We start from the raw sequence: 22081 nt of genomic DNA on the forward strand, positions 1-22081 counted from the left end.
AGGCGTGTCACCGGGCTCATTCGACGATCTCGATCGTCGCCCGGGCACACTGGACATCAGTGATATATCACAATAATATTCACGAATCGCCCACGCTACCGATCGCCTGCGCCATGATTGCGCCCTCCCCGGCCACCGCGCCGCCGCCCGCATGAACGCCCTGACCGACGTCCTCCACGACCGGCCCGCCGCATCAGCCGTCAGCCTCGCCGACCGCGCGTACGCGCTGATTCAGCGCGACATCATCACGATGCGCCTGAAGCCCGGCGCCGCGCTCAACGAAGCCGACCTCGTCGCCCGCACCGGCATCGGCCGCACGCCCGTCCATCAGGCCGTCCACCGGCTGGTGCTCGAAGGGCTGCTGTCCGTAATGCCGCGCAAGGGGTTGATGGTGCGGCCGCTGTCGCTCGACGACATCGTCGCGGTGATCGACGTGCGCCGCATCAACGAAGCGCATTGCGTCCAACTCGCCGCCCGCCATGCGACGCCCGACGATCTCGCGCGCATGGCCGCGCTGCTCGACGACGGGCAGGCCTGCGTCGACGCGCACGACGTCGAGGGCATGATGGAGCTCGATCGCGCGTTTCATCAGGCGATCGCCGCGGCGGCACGCAACACCGTGCTCGCGGAGATCCTGCGCGCGCTGCACGAACGCTCGCTGCGCTTCTGGTTCGTCACGCTGTCCGAGCCGCACCACCTGTCCGACGTCCAGCGCGAACACCTCGAATTGTTCGAACGGCTGTCCGCGCGCGATGCCGCCGGCGCGCGCACGGCCGTCGAACGCCATATCGATTCGTTTCGCGCCACTCTTGTCCAACGTCTTCGCCCCTGAACCGCCCATGACCACCTTCACGCCCTTCCCTCCGCTCGCCCAGCTCGCCGCCGACCTCGCCGCCGGCCGGACCACGAGCCGCGCGCTCGTCGACGTCGCGCTCGACCGGATCGCCGATCCGTCCGGCCAGGGTGCCGCCGTCTTTACGGAAGTCGACGCCGACAACGCGCGCGCGGCCGCCGATGCCCACGACCGTCTGCGTGCCGCAGGCACCGTGCTGTCGCCGCTCGCGGGCATCCCCGTGTCGGTCAAGGATCTGTTCGACGTCGCGGGCCAGGTGACGCGCGCCGGCTCGCGCGTGCTCGACGGCGCACCGCCCGCCAAGGCCGACGCGGTCGCCGTCGCGCGGCTCAAGCGCGCGGGCGCGGTGCTGGTCGGCCGCACCAACATGAGCGAGTTCGCGTTCTCGGGGCTCGGCCTGAATCCGCACTTCGGCACGCCGCGCTCACCATACCGCCGCGACGTGCCGGGCGACGCGCGGATTGCCGGCGGCTCGTCGTCCGGCGCGGCCGCGTCCGTCGCCGACGGGATGGCGGCCGTCGCGCTCGGCACCGACACCGGCGGCTCGATCCGCATTCCGGCCGCACTGTGCGGGCTCACGGGCTTCAAGCCGACCGCGAGCCGGATCCCGACGCAAGGCGGCGTGCCGCTGTCGACCACGCTCGACTCGTTCGGCCCGATCGGCCTGACGGTCGCCTGTTGCGCGCTCGTCGACCGCATGCTCGCGGGCCTCGAGCCGCACGTACCGGCCGCGCGGCCGCTCGAAGGCGTGCGGCTCGGCGTGCTGACCAACTATGTGACGGACGGCGTCGATGCCGATGTCGCCGCCGCGCTCGACGCCTCGCTGAAGCACCTCGAAGCCGCCGGCGCGATCGTCACGGAAGTGCGCTTTTCCGCGCTCGACCGGTTGCCGGACATCAACCGCTTCGGCTTCTCGCCGATCGAGGCATACGCGTGGCATCGCCCGCTGCTCGCGCAGCACCGCGACCAATACGACCCGCGCGTGCTTTCGCGGATCCTGAAGGGCGAGCCGGCGAGCGCGGCCGACTATCTCGACTTGCTCGCCGCCCGCCAGGCGATGCTGGAGGAAGCGGCGCACACGGTCTGGTCGCGCTTCGACGCACTCGTCGCGCCGACGGTGCCCGTCGTGCCGCCGCGCATCGCCGAACTCGAAGCGGACGACGCTGCCTTTACGCGCACCAACGCGCTGATCCTTCGCAACCCGAGCGCGTTCAACTTCCTCGACGCCTGCGCGCTGTCGCTGCCGTGCCATCCGCGCGATACGGCGCCGGTCGGCCTGATGCTCGCGGCCGCGCCGCATCGCGACGACGCGCTGCTCGCGATCGGCCAGGCGGTCGAGGCCGTGCTGAACACGATCCGGTGACCGCTCGGGCGCAATGACGGGGGAAGATGCCCCGGACGAAGTGGCTGCGGCGGGGTGCCGCATGCGCGCTGTCAGTTTCGTGCCAGATCGTTCGCGCTAAAATCGCGCGATTGTTTATCGGACCGACCAACGACAGGAATCCCGCCGACATGAACGACTCCACGCTCGCACTCCGCCGTGAACGCCGCCTGCTGATGCTGCTCGGATGGGTGTGCATCGCCCTGCTGGCCGGCGCGCTTTATCTGCAGTACGTGAAGAACGAAGATCCGTGCCCGCTGTGCATCATCCAGCGCTACTTCTTCGCGGCGATCGGGATCTTCGCGTTCCTGGCGGCCGGGATGCGCAACTGGCGCGGCATCTGGGTGCTCGAGCTGCTGATCGCGATCGCCGCGGCCGGCGGCGTCGGCACCGCCGCGCGGCACCTTTCGATCCAGATGAATCCGGGCTTCAGCTGCGGCTTCGACACGTTGCAGCCGATCGTCGACAGCCTGCCGCCCGCCCAGTGGTTCCCCGGCATGTTCAAGGTCGCGGGCCTGTGCGAGACCGTCTACCCGCCGATCTTCGGCATCCTGCTGCCCGGCTGGGCGCTGATCGGCTTCGCCGCGATCCTGATTCCCGTCGCCTCGAGCCTCTGGCGCCATCGCCACAAGCTGGCAGGCTGACCGGACGCGCCACGTTCCGGCCGACCGGTCGAGGCCGCGCAGGCGCTTCGCGCTGCTCACCCGGCCGCACCGGCGCAGCCCCACGCGGCCGCACATGCCGGCCGCGCGTAAACACCTACCCCGCCGCAACCCGGATTTCAGGGCGAACGCACCTCACGCGACAGCCGCGCGCACGCCCCGCCGCGCATGCGTTTCGGCCCGATGCCCGTGCATCGGCGCCCCGATCCCGCACGGCGGGCCTATGATCGACATGATCGCCGTCTGATAGCCCGGATCACCGCCCGGCAATGTTTCCGCCGCCTTGCGGTGCTATCTTCGCGACTGGATGGCGATCTACGTGCGCGAGGCCAGTTGCCTCACCTCCTGCGTAACGCGCGCCCGATCCGCAATGTCGACTGGATTCATCATGACAACGCAAACCATCCGCATCCGTCACCCTCATGGCGTCCGCACGTCCCGCGGCGTCGTTCGCGCGCGCCTTCGGCGCACGGCCACCGCACCGAATTCGCAGTCGGGCAGCCGGCCCGCGTCGCTTTCGTCCGCCCTCGTTGCCGCGGCGCCCGCCACCCCGCGCCGCGCGTCGCGCCGCGTCGTCCCGACCGGAGCGTGCTGATGGAAGCCTGGCTCGGCGATCTGCAGCAGTTGCTCGCGCACGGCGAAGCGGCCGTGCTGGTGACGGTGGCGCACACCGACGGCTCCGCGCCGCGCGAGGCCGGCACCAAGATGCTCGTCACGCGCGACACGGCCCGCCATACGATCGGCGGCGGTCATCTGGAATGGAAGGCGATCGAGATCGCGCGGCACCTGCTGAAGGACGGCGCGCACGTGCCCCACGCACGCCGGCTCGAAAGGCTCGCGCTCGGCCCGAGCCTCGGCCAGTGCTGCGGCGGAGCGGTCGTGCTCGCGTTCGAGCGGCTCGACGTCGGCGACCTCGGCTGGATCATGTCGCTCTCCAAGCGCGTCGCGGCGGGCGCCGCAACCGTGCGTAGCGTATCATTCGGCCCCTCGCCGGGTGCGCCGCTGCTGAGCGAGCCCGAATCGCCCGCGGCGCGCGCCGATTGCCTGCTGTGGGAAACCGGTGGCGTGTCGCTGATGACCGAAACGATCGCGCCGTATGCGTTCCCCGTCGTGCTGTTCGGCGCGGGACACATCGGCACCGCGCTCGTGAAGGTGCTGGCGACGCTGCCGTGCCACGTGCACTGGATCGACGGGCCCGACGCGGTGTTCCCGCCGGCCGACGCCCTCGCCGGGATCGGCAATCTCGCGATCGACGCGGTGGCCAGCCCGGCCGATGCCGTCGATACGGCACCGCCGCATGCGTACTTCGTCGTGATGACGCACGACCACGCACTCGATTTCGTGCTGGCCGAGCGCATCCTGCGGCGCGGCGACTATGCATACTTCGGGATGACCGGCTCGCGCACCAAGCGCGTGCAGTTCGATCATCGGCTGGCGGCGATCGGCATCGACCCGGCCCAGGTCGCGCGGATGCGCTGCCCGATCGGCGTCGAAGGCATCATCGACAAGGCGCCCGAAGTGATCGCGATCTCGGTGGCCGCGCAATTGCTGCAGGCCGTCGAGGCGAACGCGCCCGCGCTGGCTTCCCCTACATTCTGACCGACCAAGAACAACGCCATGACCCCGACATTCAAGGACAAGATTGCCCGCGCCCCGAAAGCGGAGCTGCACATCCATATCGAAGGCTCGCTCGAGCCCGAACTGATTTTCGCGCTCGCGCAGCGCAACGGCGTGAAGCTCGCGTACGAGTCGATCGACGCGCTGCGCGCCGCGTATGCGTTCACCGATCTGCAGTCGTTCCTCGACATCTATTACGCCGGCGCGAGCGTGCTGCTGACCGAGCAGGATTTCTACGACATGACGGCCGCATACTGCGAACGCGCACTCGCCGACAACGTCGTCCATACCGAGCTGTTCTTCGACCCGCAGACGCACACCGAACGCGGCGTGCCGATCGAGACGGTCGTTGCCGGCATCGACCGCGCGCTCGCCGATGCCGAGCAGCGCGGGCTGTCGAGCAAGCTGATCCTGTGTTTCCTGCGCCACCTGTCCGAAGAAGATGCGCTCGCGACGTTCGAATCCGCGTTGCCGCTGTTCGAACGCTATCGCCACCGACTGATCGGCGTCGGTCTCGATTCGTCCGAGCTGGGCCATCCGCCGACGAAGTTCGCGCGCGTGTTCGAGAAGGCGCGTGCGCTCGGGCTGAAGCTCGTCGCACATGCGGGCGAGGAAGGCCCGCCCGCCTACATCTACGAAGCGCTCGACGTGCTGAAGGTCGACCGGATCGACCACGGCGTGCGCAGCATCGAGGACGCGGCGCTCGTCGAACGCCTCGCGCGCACGCGCACGGCGCTGACCGTGTGCCCGCTGTCGAACCTGAAGCTGTGCGTGTTCGACGACATGGCGAAGCACACGCTGAAGGCACTGCTCGATCGCGGCGTCGCGGTGACGATCAACTCCGACGATCCGGCCTATTTCGGCGGCTACGTGAACGACAACTACTTCGCGACGGTTGACGGGCTGCAGCTGACGGACGCCGAAGTGCACACCGTGATCCGCAACGGCTTCGAGGCGTCGTTCGTCGACGCCACGCAGCGCGATGCGCTGATCGCGCGTCTCGATTCGTACTGGCAGGCCGCGTGACGGCTGGCATCGAGGTTCGCTAGACAGATGAAACACATCGACGGCATCCGCTTCGTGGCGACCGGTTTGGCCCTGCGCCACTTCGGCCGCGTGCGTGCACCGCGCACGCACGCGCGCGTCGCGCCAGTCGCCCGCGTGGCGACGGCGTTGTGCGGCGTCGCGCGCCGAAGCCTGTCGTTGCGGCTCGTCATGCAGCTCGCCGCCGCGCCGGTCGCTAATGCCACCGCGATCGCCTTCCGCCGCGCCCCGGCCTTCGCGCTTCGCCGCATCGCGCATGCCCGAGCAGCGCCCGCCATGCCGTCGCCCGCGCGGCGCCGACCGTTTTCTTCTGTTCGCCTTACCTTGATGCAGGACCATTCGTCATGACGCAAACCGCTTTCCGTTCCCAACTGCTCACCTTCAACGGCGACCCGGCGCAGTCGAGCCAGGCCGCGAACCACGAGACCGACGGTCTCCTGATCGTCGACGACGGCAAGGTCGTCGCGGCCGGCCCGTATGCGCAGCTCGCCGCGACGCTCGCGCGCGACGCGGTCGTCCACGACCTGCGCGACAAGCTGATCGTGCCCGGCTTCATCGACACGCACATCCACTATCCGCAGACGGACATGATCGCGTCGCCGGCGCCCGGCCTGCTGCCTTGGCTCGACAAGTACACGTTCCCGACCGAGCGCCAGTTCGGCGATCCGGAACATGCGCGCGAAGTCGCCGACTTCTTCGTCGACGAACTGCTCGCCTGCGGCACGACGAGCGCGCTCGTCTACTGCACCGTGCACAAGCAATCGGCCGACGCGCTGTTCGCGGCGAGCGACGCGCGCGACCTGCGGATGATCGCGGGCAAGGTGCTGATGGACCGCAACTGCCCCGAGTTCCTGCGCGACACCGCGCAATCGGGCTATGACGACAGCGCCGAGCTGATCGGCCGCTGGCACGGCAAGGGCCGCCAGATGTACGCGCTTACGCCGCGCTTCGCGCCGACATCCACCGAGGCGCAGCTCGAGGCATGCGGCGAACTCGCGCGTCGCCATCCGGACGTGTTCGTGCAGAGTCACGTCGCGGAAAACGTGGATGAAGTGAAATGGGTGGCCGAGCTGTTCCCCGGCCACCGCAGTTATCTCGACATCTACGACCGTTACGGGCTGCTGCGCCCGCGCGCGGTGTACGGCCACTGCATCCACCTCGACGACGAGGACCGCCGCCGGATGGCCGAGACGCGCACCGTCGTCGCGCACTGCCCGACGTCGAACTTCTTCCTCGGCAGCGGGTTGTTCGACTTCGACAAGGCCGGCGAATTCGACGTGCCCGTCACGCTCGCCACCGACGTCGGCGGCGGCACGTCGTTCTCGATGCTGCAGACGATGAACGAGGCGCACAAGGTCGCGCGGCTGTCGGGCCACCACCTGACGGCGACGCGGATGTTCTGGCTCGCGACGGCCGGCGCCGCCCAGGCGCTCGATCTCGCCGATACGGTCGGCACGCTCGCGCCGTGCACCGAGGCCGATTTCGTCGTGCTCGACCCGCAGGCCACGCCGCTGCTCGCACGCCGCACGAAACGCGCGGAGTCGCTGGAAGAACTGCTGTTCGCGTTCGCGCTGCTCGGCGACGACCGTGCCGTGTACCGCACCTATGCGGCCGGCCAACTCGTGCACGAGCGCGGTGCCGCGCGCCGCACCGCCGCCGCGTAACTGACGCGCGCTTGCCCATGCCTGCCCCGGCGTGCGTCGCGAGGCAGGCCGGAGCAACCGGATTCGCACCGCGCGCGCCGCACGCCGTGCTAGAATTCGCCGCTCATTGGGGAGTAGCCGCTCCGCTCGATGTCCCGCGCCAACGGCGCGCATCGTGACGGAGGCGTCCGTCAACAGACTTGGCCTTTCGGCCATGGCGGACGCAGCCACCAAGGCCTGGCGAGACCGATGGTTCACTGCGCGCCGCATCAGGGTCCGGCGCGCGGCGGATCGTCGCTCGCACGCACAACATCGGCCCGTGGAACCCCATACGTGTCTCAAGCCTTCCTGATCTCCACCGGCGCCGTCGCCCTCGCTGAAATCGGCGACAAGACCCAACTGCTGTCTCTCGTGCTGGCCGCGCGCTACCGCAAGCCCGTGCCGATCATTCTTGGCGTGCTCGTCGCGACGCTCGTGAACCACGGTTTCGCCGGTGCGCTCGGCGAATGGCTCGGCGCGCTCGTCACGCCGTCGATCATGCGCTGGGCGCTCGCGTTCTCGTTCATCGCGATGGGGCTGTGGATCCTCGTGCCGGACAAGCTCGATGCGGACGAAGCCAATGCCAACCGCTCGCGGCTCGGCGTGTTCGGCGCGACGCTCGTCGCGTTCTTCCTCGCGGAAATGGGTGACAAGACGCAGATCGCGACCGTCGCGCTCGCCGCGCGCTTCCAGGATTACATCGGCGTGGTGGCCGGCACGACGTTCGGGATGATGCTGGCGAACGTGCCCGCGATCCTGCTGGGCGACCGTTTCGCGCACCGCCTGCCGACGAAGCTGGTGCACGGTATCGCGGCCGTGCTGTTCGTCGTGCTCGGCGCGCTGGCGCTGCTGGGCGTCGGGGCCTGACGCACGCAGCAAGTGGCGCGACCGGGCGGCCGCGCCGGTGTCGATACCGCGCTACTTCGCGACCGCCGCGCCCGATGCCGGCACGGCCGGCACCGCACGCTCGTTGGCGGCCGGTGCGGCCGGCCCGCCGCGCTTGTCGACCGGCAGCCGCACCGTGCGGATCGCACCGTTCGCCAACGGGAAATCGGTGAGCGCGCTGCGCGCGAGGAACGGCATCGCATACAGCAACGCCCCGTTGTCGCCGGTGGTGCGCGCGGTCACGTTATAGACTTCCTTGCCGGTCGCGCGCTCGGTGATCCGGATGCCGAGCGTGTAGTCGAAGACCTGGTAGGTCTGCGCGACGTAGCCTGCCGGCATCGGCCCCCAGGGCCCCCACGGGCCCCACGGCCCGCCGCGCCAGTACGGCCCCGGCCCCATCAACCACGGGTCGTAGTAAACCGGTTGCGGCACCGTCACCAGATCGCTGCCGACCCCGTAGGCCAGCCCGACCAGATAGCGGGCCTGCGCGGCCGGCACCTGCCTGAATGCATACGCGGACAGTTCGTTCGCGACGATCGGCTCGTAGGTCGACTGCTCGATGCTGTGCTTCTGCGCATCCGTGCGTGTGAAGGCATAAGTGCGTGTCGCGTCGCTGCCGCTCCAGTCGGAGAATGCCGTGACCTGCGTCGTCACGTAGCTGGTGCAGCCCGTCAGCAGCGTCACGCACAGCACCGCCGCCCAGCCCGCACCGCGAAAAATCCAATCGTGTTTCATGTCGATCCTCGTCGATCCGTCACCCGTGCGTCGCAACGCGCGAACTGCACGGGATGCCGATAATACGCGGACTCCCGGAACCGGTAAAAAGTTCGCCCGGCACGCAGCCGCCAGCCTTTGTACAATGACCCGGTTCGCCCGGCCCGCGTCGCGGGCCCGATCCCCATTCCACCGATCTCGACGACCATGTCCGACAACGCCTCTTCCACCGTGATCCGCCGCGCCGACTACACGCCGCCGGCCTTCCTCATCGATTCCGTCGCGCTCGAATTCGATCTCGCGCCGGCCCGCACGATCGTCAGGAATACGATGCGCGTGCGCCGCAATCCGGACGCGGCGCCCACCCCGCATCTGGAGCTGCTGGGCGAAGCGCTCGAATTCCTCGGCGCACGGCTCGACGGCGCGCCGTACGGCGCGGTGCGCGCGCACGAGCATGGGCTGACCGTCGAAAACGTGCCTGATGCGTTCGAGCTCACGCTCGACAGCGCGTGCGCGCCGGACCAGAACACGACGCTGTCCGGCCTATACGTGTCGAGCGGCAACTTCTTCACGCAGTGCGAGGCGGAAGGCTTTCGCCGCATCACCTACTTCCTCGACCGCCCTGACGTGATGGCGTCGTATACGGTCACGCTGCGCGCCGACAAGACGGCGTATCCGGTGCTGCTGTCGAACGGCAATCTCGTCGACTCGGGCGAGCTGCCCGACGGCCGCCACTTCGCGAAATGGGAAGACCCGTTCCGCAAGCCGAGCTATCTCTTCGCGCTGGTCGCGGGCAAGCTCGTCGCGATCGAGGAGAAGATCACAACCGGCTCGGGCAAGGAAAAACTGCTGCAGGTGTGGGTCGAGCCGGCTGACCTCGACAAGACCCGTCATGCGATGGATTCGCTGATCCACTCGATCCGCTGGGACGAAAAGCGCTTCGGCCTCGAGCTCGATCTCGACCGCTTCATGATCGTCGCGGTCGGCGACTTCAACATGGGCGCAATGGAGAACAAGGGGCTCAACATCTTCAACACGAAGTACGTGCTGGCGAACCCCGAGACCGCGACCGACACCGACTTCGCGAACATCGAATCGGTGGTCGGCCACGAGTATTTCCACAACTGGACCGGCAACCGCGTGACCTGCCGCGACTGGTTCCAGCTGAGCCTGAAGGAAGGGCTGACGGTGTTCCGCGACCAGGAATTCTCGGCCGACATGGCCGCGGGCGACGACGTCGCATCCGCGGCCCGCGCGGTCAAGCGCATCGAGGACGTGCGCGTGCTGCGTCAGCTGCAGTTCGCCGAAGACGCGGGCCCGATGGCGCACCCGGTGCGCCCGGAAAGCTACGTCGAGATCAACAACTTCTACACGATGACCGTCTACGAGAAAGGCTCGGAAGTCGTGCGGATGTACCAGACGCTGTTCGGCCGCGACGGCTTCCGCAAGGGGATGGACCTGTACTTCAAGCGCCACGACGGTCATGCCGTGACGTGCGACGACTTCCGTCACGCGATGGCCGACGCGAACGGGCGCGACCTCGCGCAGTTCGAGCGTTGGTACAGCCAGGCCGGCACGCCGCGCGTGTCGGTGAAGGCCGCCTACGACCCGGCCACGCGCCGTTACACGCTCACGCTCGCGCAGGGCTACGGCGATGCGTCGCCGGCCGCGCGCGAAACGCAGCAAGGGCCGCTGCTGATCCCGTTCGCGATCGGCCTGATCGGCCGCGACGGCCGCGACCTGCCGCTGCGTCTCGACGGCGAAGCCGCGGCGGCGGGCACGACGCGCGTGCTCGACTTCACCGATACCGAGCAGACCTTCACGTTCGTCGACGTGCCGGAACAACCGCTGCCGTCGCTGCTGCGCAATTTTTCGGCACCGGTGATCGTCGAGTACGACTACAGCGACGACGACCTCGCATTCCTGCTCGCGCACGACAGCGACCCGTTCAACCGCTGGGAGGCCGGCCAGCGCCTCGCGACGCGTGCGCTGCTGACGCTCGCCGCGCGTGCCGCCGCAAAAGAGCCGCTCACGCTCGGCGAGAATTTCGTCGCCGCGTTCCGCCGCGTGCTGACCGATGAAAACCTGTCGCCCGCGTTCCGCGAACTCGCGCTGACGCTGCCGTCGGAAACCTATCTGGCCGACCAGATGGCGGAAGCCGATCCGGCCGCCGTGCATCGCGCGCGCCAGTTCGTGCGCCGCCAGCTCGCGACCGCGCTGCGCGCCGAGTGGCTCGCCGCGTACGCGCAGCACGAGACGCCGGGCGCGTACGAGCCGACGCCCGACGCATCCGGCCGCCGTGCGCTGAAGAACCTCGCGCTCGCGTATCTCGCCGAACTCGAGGATCCGGCCGACGCCGTGCGCATCGCGACCGCGCAGTACGACGCGGCGAACAACATGACCGATCGAGCCGCCGCGCTCGGTGCGCTGTTGTCCGCTGCGGCATCGGGCGCGAACGACGCGGCCACGCGCGCGCTCGACGACTTCTACCGTCGCTTCGAGAAGGAAGCGCTCGTGATCGACAAGTGGTTCGCGATGCAGGCCGCGCAGCGCGGCACGGCCGCGCAGCCGACGCTCGCGAAGGTCCGCACGCTGATGGCCCACCCGGCGTTCAACCTGAAGAACCCGAACCGCGCACGCTCGCTGATCTTCAGCTTCTGCGCGGCGAACCCGGCGCAATTCCACGCGGCGGACGGCTCGGGCTACGCGTTCTGGGCCGAACAGGTGCTCGCGCTCGACGCGATCAACCCGCAGGTCGCCGCGCGCCTCGCCCGCTCGCTGGAACTGTGGCGCCGCTTCACGCCGGCGCTGCGCGACCGGATGCGCGATGCGCTCGAGCAGGTCGCCGCCGGCGCGAAATCGCGCGACGTGCGCGAGATCGTCGAAAAGGCTCTTGCGTAACGTCACGCACGCGATTCGCCTCGCGTGCGACGAGGCCGGCGCCGCCCCGTTGCGACGCCGGCTTTTTTGTCGTCTGAAGGTTGACGGGGTCGGAGCAGGACCATGCGTTCGGGCATCCGGATTTCCCGCCGCTTCCGCGCCGATCCGCCGCGTCACGCACGCCGGAACCCGGCCGAGTCAGCCGACCGCCCCTGTAACCAGACGAAAAAAGGCGGCGGGTCGGGAGGCGCGCCGGGTAAAATTGCGGCAATTCAAGGATTCTTTGGCCTTTCGGAGTCTGTCATGTCCATTGCCCGCCGCACCACGCTGTCCAAGTTCCTGATCGAGCAGCAGCGTGAGACCAACAACCTCCCCGCCGACCTCCGCCTGCTGATCGAAGTTGTCGCCCGCGCGTGCAAGGCGATCAGCTACAACGTGTCGAAGGGCGCGCTCGGCGATGCACTCGGTACCGCCGGCAGCGAGAACGTCCAGGGCGAAGTGCAGAAGAAGCTCGACATCCTGTCGAACGAAATCCTGCTCGACGCGAACGAATGGGGCGGCAACCTCGCCGCGATGGCGTCGGAAGAAATGGAAACGTTCTTCCCGATCCCCGCGAACTACCCGCGCGGCGAATACCTGCTCGTGTTCGACCCGCTCGACGGCTCGTCGAACATCGACGTGAACGTGTCGATCGGCACGATCTTCTCGGTGCTGCGTTGCCCGGACGGCAAGCAGGCCACCGAGGAATCGTTCCTGCAGCCGGGCACGGAGCAAGTCGCGGCCGGCTACGCGGTGTATGGCCCGCAATCGGTGTTCGTGCTGACGACCGGCAACGGCGTGAACTGCTTCACGCTCGACCGCGAAGTCGGCTCGTGGGTGCTCACGCAAAGCAACATGCAGATCCCGGCCGATACGCGCGAATACGCGATCAACGCATCGAACGCACGCCACTGGTACGAACCGGTCCAGCGCTACGTCAGCGAGCTGAACGCCGGCAAGGAAGGCCCGCGCGGCGACAACTTCAACATGCGCTGGATCGCGTCGATGGTGGCCGACGTGCACCGGATCCTGAACCGCGGCGGCATCTTCATGTACCCGGCCGACAAGCGTACGCCCGATCGTCCGGGCAAGCTGCGCCTGATGTACGAAGCGAACCCGATGTCGTTCATCGTCGAACAGGCCGGCGGCGCCGCGACGACCGGCACGCAGCGCATCATGGAAGTGCAGCCGACCGGCCTGCACCAGCGCGTCCCGGTGTTCCTCGGTTCGAAGAACGAAGTCGAGCGCGTGACCGGCTATCACAACGAAGGCGAAGGCAAATAAATTTGCACTGCTGCACTAGACGGAGGTGCGAGACGCCAGTACAATCGCGCCTTCGCGATGTGGCCCTGACAGGCTGCATCGCAGTGAAGTGAAAGCGGGAAGTCCGCCGGATCGATGGTTTCGCGAAACAGCAGCAGCAAGCTAAAAAAATTTCGCAAAACCTATTGCCAAGATCTCGGATTTGACCATATAATTTCATTTCTCTGCTGCCGGTGTAGCTCAGTTGGTAGAGCAGCGCATTCGTAATGCGAAGGTCGTAGGTTCGACTCCTATCTCCGGCACCAAGATATAAAGGCCTGATAAGCATCGCTTATCAGGCCTTTTCTCTTTTGCGGCCACGAAGTCCTGCACCACCTCCGCGTCATTTCCGCGTGCGGGCATCCCCCGACTCCCGCACCGCGCCCCGCCGATTACAATCGTCGGATCACCTGGCCCTCCCCCCCTCCGCATCATGCGCATCTGGCGCCTCGAGCGACCGAACCTCGGCGGGCAACTGGACGTGTCCCGCGCAACTGGTCTCGTTACCGTGATCGGCGGCAGCGAGCCGAATGCGTTCGCCGCGGAAATCCTGAAGCTGTTCGACGATGCGCTGTCCGTCACGCAGTGCACGATCTTCGCGTACGAATTCGGCAACCGTCCACGCACCATCTCGGTCGCCGATCATCGCGGCGGCCGCTACCTGCGTGACGTCGCCGACACCTACGCGCGGCATTTCTATGCACTCGACGGCAACCAGAAGATCGTCTCGGCCGCCGGTCGCGGCACGCACCGCCACGACGTGGTGCTGCATCAGCAGGCCGGCGACGAGATCTGCCACGACGCATATCGCGCGGCCTGCTACCGCGGCCCCGACGTGTCCGATCGCGTCGCGTTGCTGATGCAGCCGAACGACTCGACCTGGCTGTCGATCAACTTGTATCGCGCGCGTCGCAGCGGCGCGTTCCAGCCACGCGAGATCGCGGCCATCGAAACGCTCGCACCGCTGATCGCGCAGGCCGCGCGGCATCACTATGCGCTCGCCGGCGCGGCGCAGATCGGCATCCCGCACCTGATGCTCGCGCGGCTGCGCGGCGCATGCCCGGCACTGTCCAAGCGCGAACTCGACGTGCTCCGCGGCGTGCTCGAAGGCCAGACCGCGCAGGAGATCGGTGAGACGATCGGCGTGAAGGCCTCCAGCGTCGTCACCTACCAGAAACGCGCGTACCGACGCCTCGGCATCTCGAGCCAGCGCCAGCTGTTCGCGCTGTGCCTGCAGCCCTGAACGTCGACTGCCGATCCTGAGCGCGTCGGGGTAAGTCCCGGCCCGCCGCCGGCCGAGCGCTGTACCCGGAATGGGGACAGCGGTGTTCGGTACGGCTTCCATACTGCATCCAGCCTGCCGCACGCATCGCGTCGTCGAGCGTGCGCATTCAAACAGTGCAACCTGGAAGCCAACGATGGGCATCGAATTCAAGCCATATCCGTTCGTCGCCGCGCGCCATCCCGCGCACCTGCCGACCTGCAGTGACGGCGTCGACATGCAGCGGCACCGCGTCGCGATCGTCGGCGGCGGGCCGGTCGGCCTCGCGGTCGCGCTCGGCCTCGCCAATCACGGCATCCGCAGCGTGCTGCTCGAAGCCGACGATTCGGTCTGTCACGGCAGCCGCGCCATCTGCATCTCGCGACGCAGCCTCGAGATCATCGAGCGGCTCGGCGCACTCGACGGTTTCCTCAGCGTCGGACTGCCGTGGAGCGGCGGACGCAGCTTCCATCGTCACGAAGAAGTGCTGCATTTCACGATGCCGCAGGACGAAAACCAGAAGCTGCCGCCGATGGTGAACCTCGCGCAGTATCACATCGAGCAGTTCCTGCTCGATGCCGCGCTGCGCCGCCCCGAGCTCATCGAAATCCGCTGGCAGACGAAGGTCGCCGGCGTCACGCGGCGCCCGGACGGGGTGCGTCTCGACGTCGATACGCCACTCGGCGGATACGCACTCGATGCCGACTGGGCCGTGGCGAGCGACGGCGGGCGCAGCACGATGCGCGATGCGCTCGGCCTGTCGCTCCAGGGCACCAGCTACGAAGGCCGTTACGTGATCGTCGACATCGCGCTCGACAGCGATCGGCCGACCGAGCGGCTCGCCTACTTCGACCCGGCGTCGAACCCGGGCTCGACCGTGCTCGTCCACAAACAGCCCGACAACGTGTGGCGGATCGACTACCAGCTGCGCGACGATGAGGATCCCGAAGCGGCCGTCAAACCCGAAAACGTGATCCCGCGTGTGCAGAGCCTGCTCGACATGATGGGCGAGCGCGGAGACTGGTCGCCGATCTGGATCACGATCTACAAGGCGAACGCGCTGACGCTCGAACGCTACCGGCACGGCCGCGTGCTGTTCTGCGGCGACGCCGCGCACCTCGTGCCGATCTTCGGCGTGCGCGGCGCGAACTCGGGCATCGACGACGCCGACAATGTCGCTTGGAAACTGGCGTACGTGATTCGCGGGCTCGCGTCGGACGCACTGCTCGACAGCTATTCGGACGAGCGCGTGTTCGCAACGCACGAGAACCTGCGCTACGGCACCAAGAGCACCGAGTTCATGGCGCCGCCGTCGTTTGCGTTCGACCTGATGCGCAAGGCCGTGCTGACGCTCGCGGTCCGGCATCCGGCGTTGCGTTCGCTGATCAATCCGCGTCAGACATCGGCCATCGCTTACACGGCGTCGCCGCTCAATGCGGACGAACGCGATGCGTTCTCGGCTGGGCCGGCGCCCGGCATGGTACTCGCCGAATGCCCGCTGATGCTGCAGACGTCGAGCGACATCGGCAACGACAACGGCGCGCGTCGCGGCCACCTGACCGATCTCGTCGGCTCGCGCTTCACCGCGTTCCGCTTTACGCGCGACGGTGCGCCCGATCCGTCGTTCGCCGATCTCGAACGACGCCTGCACGACACCGGCATACCGTTCGCGCTCGTCACGCTCGCGCGGCATGCGGCACCGCAACACCCCGGAGGCGGCGGCTACGATGTCGACGGCCGGCTGTTCGACCTGTACGGCGCGCGCGACGGCACCGTCTATCTCGTGCGTCCGGACGGACACGTGCTCGGCCGCTGGCACGATGCGCGCACCACCGACCTGAGCGCCGCACTCGAGCGCGCACTTCACCCGCACACGTCAGCCGATCCTCAGGAGAACGCATGATGACCGACACCGAACGCGACGTCCTCTACACCAACCTGTGCCGCACGATGACCCGCATCGGCGAAACCGACGCGTCGCTCTTTCTCGCCCGCTTCGCGCTGCTGGCGATCGAGGCGATCGGCGACGCGGCAACCATCACCCGCCTGATCGCGGACGCCGGCGACGGCCTGCCCGACACGGGTGCACCGGCGGCGACGCATGGACGATGTGATACATGACGCACCGCTTGCGTGCCACCATCCATTTCTTACAGATTCATTTCGTAGGCAGACGAATCCCCTGGAAAATCCCGATAAGGGTGCATAACATTACTTAACGATTCCGACCCGTCTATCGCGTTACATTGCGTGGGCGGCACGGCGGGTCGCATGCCGCCTTCATGCAGCTTGCGGCGAAACAGCCGACGTCCGGTCATTTCGACTCAACACTAGGAGAGGATCACCATGACTCATGGCTTGATTATGTGGCTCATCATCGGCGCGATCGCCGGCTGGCTGGCGGGCCTGCTCGTCAAGGGCGGCGGGTTCGGCCTGATCGTCGATATCATCGTCGGGATCGTCGGCGCGGTGATCGGCGGCTGGCTGGCCGGGGTGCTCGGCATCAGCCTCGGCAGCGGCTTCATCGGCTCGGTGATCGTCGCGGTCATCGGCGCCGTGATCCTGCTGTTCGTGATCCGTCTGTTCAGGCGCGCGGCCTGACGATCTTCTCGCGCACCTTCGGGCGCGCTTTCGTTTCGTAGTTGCATCGAAGCGGCGCGCGGCATTGCCCGCGCGCCGCCTTCCGGTTTCACTGGCGCTTGCCGCGCCGCAACCAGCCGTCGAGCACGTCGGTCGTCAGCAATCCGCTGCGCGCCTCGCGTGCGCCATCGCGTCCGATCCACACGGTACGCGGCATTTCTCCCCGCCATCCCGCATCGAGTGCCGCCCGCAGACGCTCGGGCATCGGCTCCGCGTTCGCATACTGCGCGACCTGCGGCGGCAGGTTCATTTGCGCGAGCGCCTGCGCGATCGCCGCACCGTTGTCGTCGTACGCGTCCATCGAGACCATCGCGAGGCGCACGTCCGGATGCCGGCGCTGCCACGCGACCAGATGCGCGGCGTTCTCGCGGCAGTAGCCGCAATCGAGCGACCAGATCTCGACCGCGAGCGGCCGCTCGAGCGCCGTCGCGTACAACTTCGCGACCTCGGCCGCGCGCAGCGGCTGCAGTTCACCGGCCCATGCGGGCAGGCTCGCAAGCACGGCGCAGATCGACACCAGCAGCCGTTTCATTGCGCCCCCTCCACGGAAATCAGCCGATAGCCGTCGTTACGCGTACGCCACGACAGGTAGAGGCGTCCTGCATCGTCGAGCAGTTGCGGGTTGTCGCTCGCACCCGAGGTCGACGCGATCACGCGCGGCGCCGACCAGTGCTCGCCGCGATCGTCCGAGCGGCGCAACTTGATCTGCATCGTGTCGCCGTCGAACGCCTTCCATGCGAGCCAGACGACATCACCGCGCGCGACGAGCGCCGCATGCGATGCCTGCTCCGCCGGTACCGCCGGATTCGCGCCGAACGCCCAGGGTGTGCCGAGCGGCCTCCCATCGGCGCCGATGCGCGAGTAGAACACGTCGGCGCGGCCGTCGACGACGCCGAACCACGCGATGTGGCGCGTGCCGTCCGGCGCGATCGCGAGCGCCGGCCCATGCTCGGGGCACGCCTCGACGTGCCAGTTCGAGAACGTCGCGCGCACCGGCGCGACGGGCTCCGACGCCGACACGGGCAGCACCGCGAGCGCATGGTCGCGGATCTGCCCCGGGAATACGTTGCGCCACACGGCTTCGATATGTCCGGCCGGATCGATCGCCATCGCGATGCGGCAGCATTCGCATGTGTGATCGGTCACCTTGCGCTCAGGCTCGAACGACACGCCGCCGTCGCGCGACACGGCGTAGTAGACGGCCGCACCGTCGTACGCCCGCCCCGCCGCCTTCGCCGCAACGAGATCGCGCTTGTCGATCCACGCGATCGCGATGTTGCCCGCCGGATCGACTGCCATCATGTCGAAGCGGTGCGTGATCGCCTGCCGGTCGCGATGCACGGTGACGGGCACGCTCCAGGTCGCGCCGCCGTCGAGCGAACGCGAAAAGCGCACCATGCCGGTGTACGGCGCCTCGAGCGGCATCGACCACGACACGTATACCGCGCTACCGTCCGGGCTCGTCGCGAGCTTCGGGCGATTCTCCGCACTCGTGTAGATCGGCTCGGGCATCGCGTTGACGGTCGCGGGTGCGGACAGCGTGCGGCCCGCGTCATCCGAGTGCGCGACGACGACGTGCGCGCCTTCGACCCATGCGACCCACAGCCTGTGCCGCACGTCGAATGCGGCGCCGGTCGCGAGCGGCTGCTTCTGCTGTGCCGGCGCGGCCTGCACGCTCATGTGCGCCGCATGCGGATCGACAGTGTTCGGCGCGTCGTGCGCACCTGCGGGCGACAGCGCCGCGAGCCACAGCGCGCAGCCTGCCGCGAACGATTTCACAGCGACCATTTCAGTTCTCCAAAGAAAGTGCGGCCCGGATACGGGTGGAACACGTAGTAGCGGCGGTCAGTCAGGTTGTCGATGCCGACCGACGCGACCCAGTGACGGTCGAACCGGTAGCGTGCCTTCAGGTCGACGACCGTGAAGATGCTCGTGCCGCCGTACACGTCCGGATTGACGTCGCTGTTGTCGAGCGTATTGAACTGGCGGCCCGAGTAGCGGACGCCGACGCTCGCGAGCCAGTGTTCGTCGAAGCGGTACAACGCGAGCAGGTTCGCGCGCATGCGCGGGATGCGCGGAAAGCGCGAACCGACGTAAGCCGGATTCGCGGCGTCGGCCAGAATCTGCGCGTTGCTCGCCGACACGTTCGCGTCGATGTCGAGCCCGCGCAGCCCGACGCTCTGGCCGCTGAATGCAAGTTCGACGCCACGTACGCGCACGCGATCGACGTTCGAGATGTTGGTGACGGTCGACGCGCCCGACACCGTCGTCTGGCTGTAGATCGAATCGCGCAGGTCGCTCTGGAATACGCTCGCGCGCACGACGCCGACGCCCACGTCGCGCTCGGCCGTGAAGTCCCAGTCGATCGCCTTTTCCGGCCGCAGGTTCGGGTTGTTGTTGACGATCGCGTTGTTCGAGATCGTGCCCTGGAACAGTTCGCCGACCGTCGGGAAGCGCGTGCCGGTCGCGAACGACAGCCGGAAGCGCCAGACGTCCGTCGCGTCCCATTGCAGCGCGACTTTTGGCGACAGCGCATTCGCGTTGCGGTCCGCGTAGCCGAGCATGCCGTTGGCGTTGCCAAGCGCGCCGCCGTACGCATCCCAGCGCTCGTAGCGCAGGCCGAGGGTCGCGAGCCAGCCGGGCGCGAAACGCCACGCGTCCTGCGCGAACAGCGCCTGCGTGCGCGTGTCGCCCCGGTAGACGCTCGCGAGCGACGTAGTCGGCCCGGTCAGCCAGTCGGCCGTGTTGTACGTGACGTTGCGCAGGAAATAGTTGTCGTAGTGATAGCCGAACGTGAACGCGTGGCCCTTCACTTCCGGCGCCTCGGCCTTCAGGTCGAACGTGCGCCAGCCCGTGCCGTCGCCCTGGAACAGCGTGCCCGCCCCGCCCTGCACGGTCGACGCCGCGCGCAGCACGTCACGCGATACGTCGTATGCCGACACCACGCCCGACAGTCGCCAGCCCGAATCCAGCCGACCGTTCAGGCCGAGCGCGTACAACCAATTCTCCTGGTCGCCGCGCTGCGGCGCGAACGCGCTTGGCGCGACGGTCATGTTCCGGCCGCCAATCGACACGTTGCCACCGTAGACGGGATTGCCGGCCGCATCGCGCAGGAAGGTTTCGCCGTGCTGCCGGTAATGGTTTTCCCAGTGCCCAAGCGTCAGCGTCGCGTCGACGCGGTCCGAAAACGCATAGCCCATCCGGACCGTCTCGTTGAGCTGCTCGGTCCGCTCGATGGTCTGCGCGCCGACGATCGTGCGCGGCTTGCCGTTCGGCCCGATGTCGGCAGCCGCCCCCGTCACGGGCACCGCGGCACCGAGCTTCGGGTTGTAGGCTGAATTGGGGCTCGCATACTGCATCGGCTGGCCGTCGTTCTCCAGCCGGTCAAGCGACAGCGAAAACCAGAACTTGCCGACGCGGTTCGCGATCCGCGCGGTCTGGTGATTGCCGCCGAAGCTGTCCGCGAACCCGTAGCCGTCGTGATAGCGCTGCGTGAAGAACTGCGTCGACAGCGACGCCTCGAGCGCATCGGGGCGCCGCGTCGTCAGCAGCACGGTCGAGCCGATCGCGTTGCCGGGATACAGCGCGGAAAAGGGACCATACAGCACGTCGACGCGCGCGATATCGTCGGGCGCGATCAGCGACCAGCGCGGCGGATACGCATAACTCGAACCGAGCAGGTTCGACAGCAGCAGCCCGTCGGCGTAGACGAGCCCGCGCGCGCTCTGCAACTCGTTGAAGTCGCGGCCGGCGAACACGCTGTTGCGATCGCCGATGTAGCGCTTGCGAACCATCAGGTTGGGTGCGTACTTCAGCGCGTCCTCGGTGGTGACGTTGGTGTGCGCGTCGATCTGCTCGCGCGTGATCGACTCGACGACGGCCGGCGTATCGGGATCGACGGGTTGCCGCCGGGCGGAAACGCTGACGGCGGTCAGCGTGTCGCCCGTCGGCGCGGGCGCGGCAACCGGTGCGGCACGGCCGGCCGGGTTGCCCGGGCCGCCGGGCACGGGGTCGGCGGATGCGCCATCGATTGTGGCCGCCTGCGCGGCAGGCCAGACAAAAACTGCCGCGCAGGCGAGCGCGAGCCGGCCGCGCGACGGCCGCGCGGGGAAGGTGAACGACATGGATGAATTCCTGAAAACGTGACCGGACGCCGCCGTGCGCGAGCCGACGCGCCGCGCGCACATGGCGCGGCGCGCGGATCGGGCCGCAGGCGACACGCGCGCCACCGGAGCGCGCGGACGATATCAATCAGATCGGGACGTTTTCAGGCGGACCGCGCGGCTGCGCGAGACGGATGCCCTTGCGGGGAAAAACGGGAACGGCCGGGGCGGCCGCCCGGTACGCGAATGCGCGCACGAAGCCCGGCAATGCAGGCAGGCTCGTGCCGAGCGCCACGTTCGCCGCGAAGCCGGGACAGTACACGCAGTGCGGCACGCCGGCATGGTCCAACGGCGTTGTGCCGCGGTCGTCGCCCGACTGCGCGAGGGCGATGTGGCGCACGCCTGCCGCACTGCACAATTCGAGCGTGAGTTCGCCGGAACCGCTCGATGCGAGACGCGCGTAGCCGATGACGGGCGACAGTACGTTCAGTACGAGCGCCAACCATACGAGGCCGATCCATCGCGTCGTTCGTTTCATCGCGGTCCAGGAAAAAGTGCGCGCAAGTATAGCAAGCGGCCCGATCGTTGCCGACGTGCGAGGTGCAATAGTCGGCATCTCACAGTGCGCAGCTGCGCATGTGCCGTTAATACAACAGAGACAAAATCTAACGATTCGCCACTGGCATAAATCCAAGCGCGAGGTTGATAATTATTGAACCTGCTGGAGAAATGACCATGGACGAAAGACCAACCCGCATGCCCCCGCCCGAGCAAGTGATGAGCCCGGATCCGGAACCCGTCGGCGTGGAATTCCTCGCCGAGTTGCCCGAGCATGTCCGGGCATTCTTCGACGAGCAGCACAAGCTGTACTCGCCGAAGTGAACCTACGTTCCGTTCTGTAACCGCCACGTGTCGATCGATATCGTGCGGTTCATCGCTGCGTTTTCGGCGCAGATCGCTTCGCACCCGGGCTGCAATGGCCTGACGGTGCCGGATCAGCGCGTCCGCTGATTCTTCT

The 22081-nt window shown here is 67.8% G+C and carries 20 protein-coding genes, 1 tRNA gene and 1 riboswitch; of the genes, 16 read left to right on the forward strand and 5 right to left on the reverse strand.

Annotated features, from left to right (window positions below; translation table 11 throughout):
• The first annotated feature begins 151 nt into the window (after positions 1-151).
• The 8 genes from DIE11_RS10805 to DIE11_RS10850 all read left to right on the forward strand — a co-directional run bounded on the left by DIE11_RS10805 (position 152) and on the right by DIE11_RS10850 (position 8106).
• Positions 152-832 (forward strand): GntR family transcriptional regulator, encoded by a 681-nt coding sequence (locus DIE11_RS10805; protein WP_124623444.1) that lies wholly within the window; start codon positions 152-154, stop codon positions 830-832.
• A 7-nt stretch (positions 833-839) separates the two neighbouring features.
• Positions 840-2216: an amidase gene (locus DIE11_RS10810; protein ID WP_059598989.1), complete on the forward strand. Its 1377-nt coding sequence runs from the start codon at positions 840-842 to the stop codon at positions 2214-2216.
• Between the two features lie 149 nt (positions 2217-2365).
• A complete protein-coding gene (locus tag DIE11_RS10815; protein WP_124623446.1) occupies positions 2366-2878 on the forward strand; it encodes a disulfide bond formation protein B in 513 nt (170 codons plus the stop codon).
• 612 nt (positions 2879-3490) lie between these two features.
• A complete protein-coding gene (xdhC, locus tag DIE11_RS10825) occupies positions 3491-4495 on the forward strand; it encodes a xanthine dehydrogenase accessory protein XdhC (protein WP_124623452.1) in 1005 nt (334 codons plus the stop codon).
• 18 nt (positions 4496-4513) lie between these two features.
• A complete protein-coding gene (locus tag DIE11_RS10830) occupies positions 4514-5539 on the forward strand; it encodes an adenosine deaminase (protein ID WP_124623455.1) in 1026 nt (341 codons plus the stop codon).
• 27 nt (positions 5540-5566) lie between these two features.
• Entirely contained in the window at positions 5567-5905 is a 339-nt protein-coding gene (locus tag DIE11_RS10835) for a hypothetical protein (RefSeq protein WP_124623459.1), read from the forward strand.
• Positions 5902-7221: a guanine deaminase gene (gene guaD / locus DIE11_RS10840; protein WP_124623462.1), complete on the forward strand. Its 1320-nt coding sequence runs from the start codon at positions 5902-5904 to the stop codon at positions 7219-7221. The genes DIE11_RS10835 and guaD overlap by 4 nt, the downstream gene beginning before the upstream one ends.
• A gap of 96 nt (positions 7222-7317) precedes the next feature.
• Positions 7318-7455, forward strand: a riboswitch (yybP-ykoY riboswitch).
• A gap of 78 nt (positions 7456-7533) precedes the next feature.
• The gene (locus DIE11_RS10850; RefSeq protein ID WP_059448199.1) at positions 7534-8106 is read left to right on the forward strand and encodes a TMEM165/GDT1 family protein; all 573 of its coding nucleotides are present in this window, start codon (positions 7534-7536) and stop codon (positions 8104-8106) included.
• Positions 8107-8157: 51 nt separating this feature from the next.
• On the opposite strand, the gene DIE11_RS10855 is transcribed toward DIE11_RS10850, so the two are convergent.
• Entirely contained in the window at positions 8158-8859 is a 702-nt protein-coding gene (locus tag DIE11_RS10855) for a DUF4136 domain-containing protein (RefSeq protein WP_059598983.1), read from the reverse strand.
• Positions 8860-9045: 186 nt separating this feature from the next.
• On the opposite strand from DIE11_RS10855, the gene pepN reads away from it, so the two are divergent.
• The 7 genes from pepN (at position 9046) to DIE11_RS10895 (ending at position 16921) form a co-directional block, all read left to right on the forward strand.
• Positions 9046-11739 (forward strand): aminopeptidase N, encoded by a 2694-nt coding sequence (pepN, locus tag DIE11_RS10865; RefSeq protein ID WP_124623465.1) that lies wholly within the window; start codon positions 9046-9048, stop codon positions 11737-11739.
• A 282-nt stretch (positions 11740-12021) separates the two neighbouring features.
• Positions 12022-13041, forward strand: a complete 1020-nt coding sequence (locus DIE11_RS10870; RefSeq protein ID WP_059598981.1) for a class 1 fructose-bisphosphatase — start codon at positions 12022-12024, stop codon at positions 13039-13041.
• 208 nt (positions 13042-13249) lie between these two features.
• Positions 13250-13325 (forward strand) — tRNA-Thr (locus tag DIE11_RS10875).
• 167 nt (positions 13326-13492) lie between these two features.
• Positions 13493-14302 (forward strand): LuxR C-terminal-related transcriptional regulator, encoded by an 810-nt coding sequence (locus DIE11_RS10880; RefSeq protein WP_124623468.1) that lies wholly within the window; start codon positions 13493-13495, stop codon positions 14300-14302.
• Positions 14303-14477: 175 nt separating this feature from the next.
• Positions 14478-16223, forward strand: a complete 1746-nt coding sequence (locus DIE11_RS10885; protein WP_124623471.1) for an FAD-dependent oxidoreductase — start codon at positions 14478-14480, stop codon at positions 16221-16223.
• On the forward strand, positions 16220-16441 hold the full coding sequence (locus DIE11_RS10890; RefSeq protein WP_124623473.1) for a hypothetical protein: 222 nt from the start codon (positions 16220-16222) through the stop codon (positions 16439-16441). The genes DIE11_RS10885 and DIE11_RS10890 overlap by 4 nt, the downstream gene beginning before the upstream one ends.
• A 225-nt stretch (positions 16442-16666) precedes the next feature.
• The gene (locus tag DIE11_RS10895) at positions 16667-16921 is read left to right on the forward strand and encodes a GlsB/YeaQ/YmgE family stress response membrane protein (protein WP_059530096.1); all 255 of its coding nucleotides are present in this window, start codon (positions 16667-16669) and stop codon (positions 16919-16921) included.
• An 88-nt stretch (positions 16922-17009) separates the two neighbouring features.
• Here the strand turns inward: DIE11_RS10895 and DIE11_RS10900 are convergent, their stop codons facing one another.
• From DIE11_RS10900 to DIE11_RS10915, 4 genes are all read right to left on the reverse strand, one after another.
• Complete coding sequence (locus tag DIE11_RS10900; RefSeq protein ID WP_124623476.1) at positions 17010-17492, reverse strand: TlpA disulfide reductase family protein; 483 nt, start codon at positions 17490-17492, stop codon at positions 17010-17012.
• Positions 17489-18748, reverse strand: coding sequence for a sialidase family protein (locus tag DIE11_RS10905; RefSeq protein WP_124623479.1), 1260 nt, complete (start codon positions 18746-18748; stop codon positions 17489-17491). Before DIE11_RS10905 ends, DIE11_RS10900 begins: the two co-directional genes overlap by 4 nt.
• Positions 18736-21084, reverse strand: coding sequence for a TonB-dependent receptor (locus DIE11_RS10910; RefSeq protein WP_124623482.1), 2349 nt, complete (start codon positions 21082-21084; stop codon positions 18736-18738). The genes DIE11_RS10905 and DIE11_RS10910 overlap by 13 nt, the downstream gene beginning before the upstream one ends.
• Positions 21085-21211: 127 nt before the next feature.
• Entirely contained in the window at positions 21212-21601 is a 390-nt protein-coding gene (locus DIE11_RS10915) for a DUF2946 domain-containing protein (protein WP_124623485.1), read from the reverse strand.
• A 197-nt stretch (positions 21602-21798) separates the two neighbouring features.
• On the opposite strand from DIE11_RS10915, the gene DIE11_RS36255 reads away from it, so the two are divergent.
• Positions 21799-21945 carry a hypothetical protein gene (locus DIE11_RS36255; RefSeq protein ID WP_009690993.1) on the forward strand — a complete coding sequence of 49 codons (147 nt, stop codon included), beginning with the start codon at positions 21799-21801 and terminating at the stop codon, positions 21943-21945.
• Positions 21946-22081 lie beyond the last annotated feature (136 nt).

The sequence above is a fragment of the Burkholderia sp. Bp9012 genome (assembly GCF_003853825.1).
GTDB lineage: Bacteria > Pseudomonadota > Gammaproteobacteria > Burkholderiales > Burkholderiaceae > Burkholderia > Burkholderia diffusa.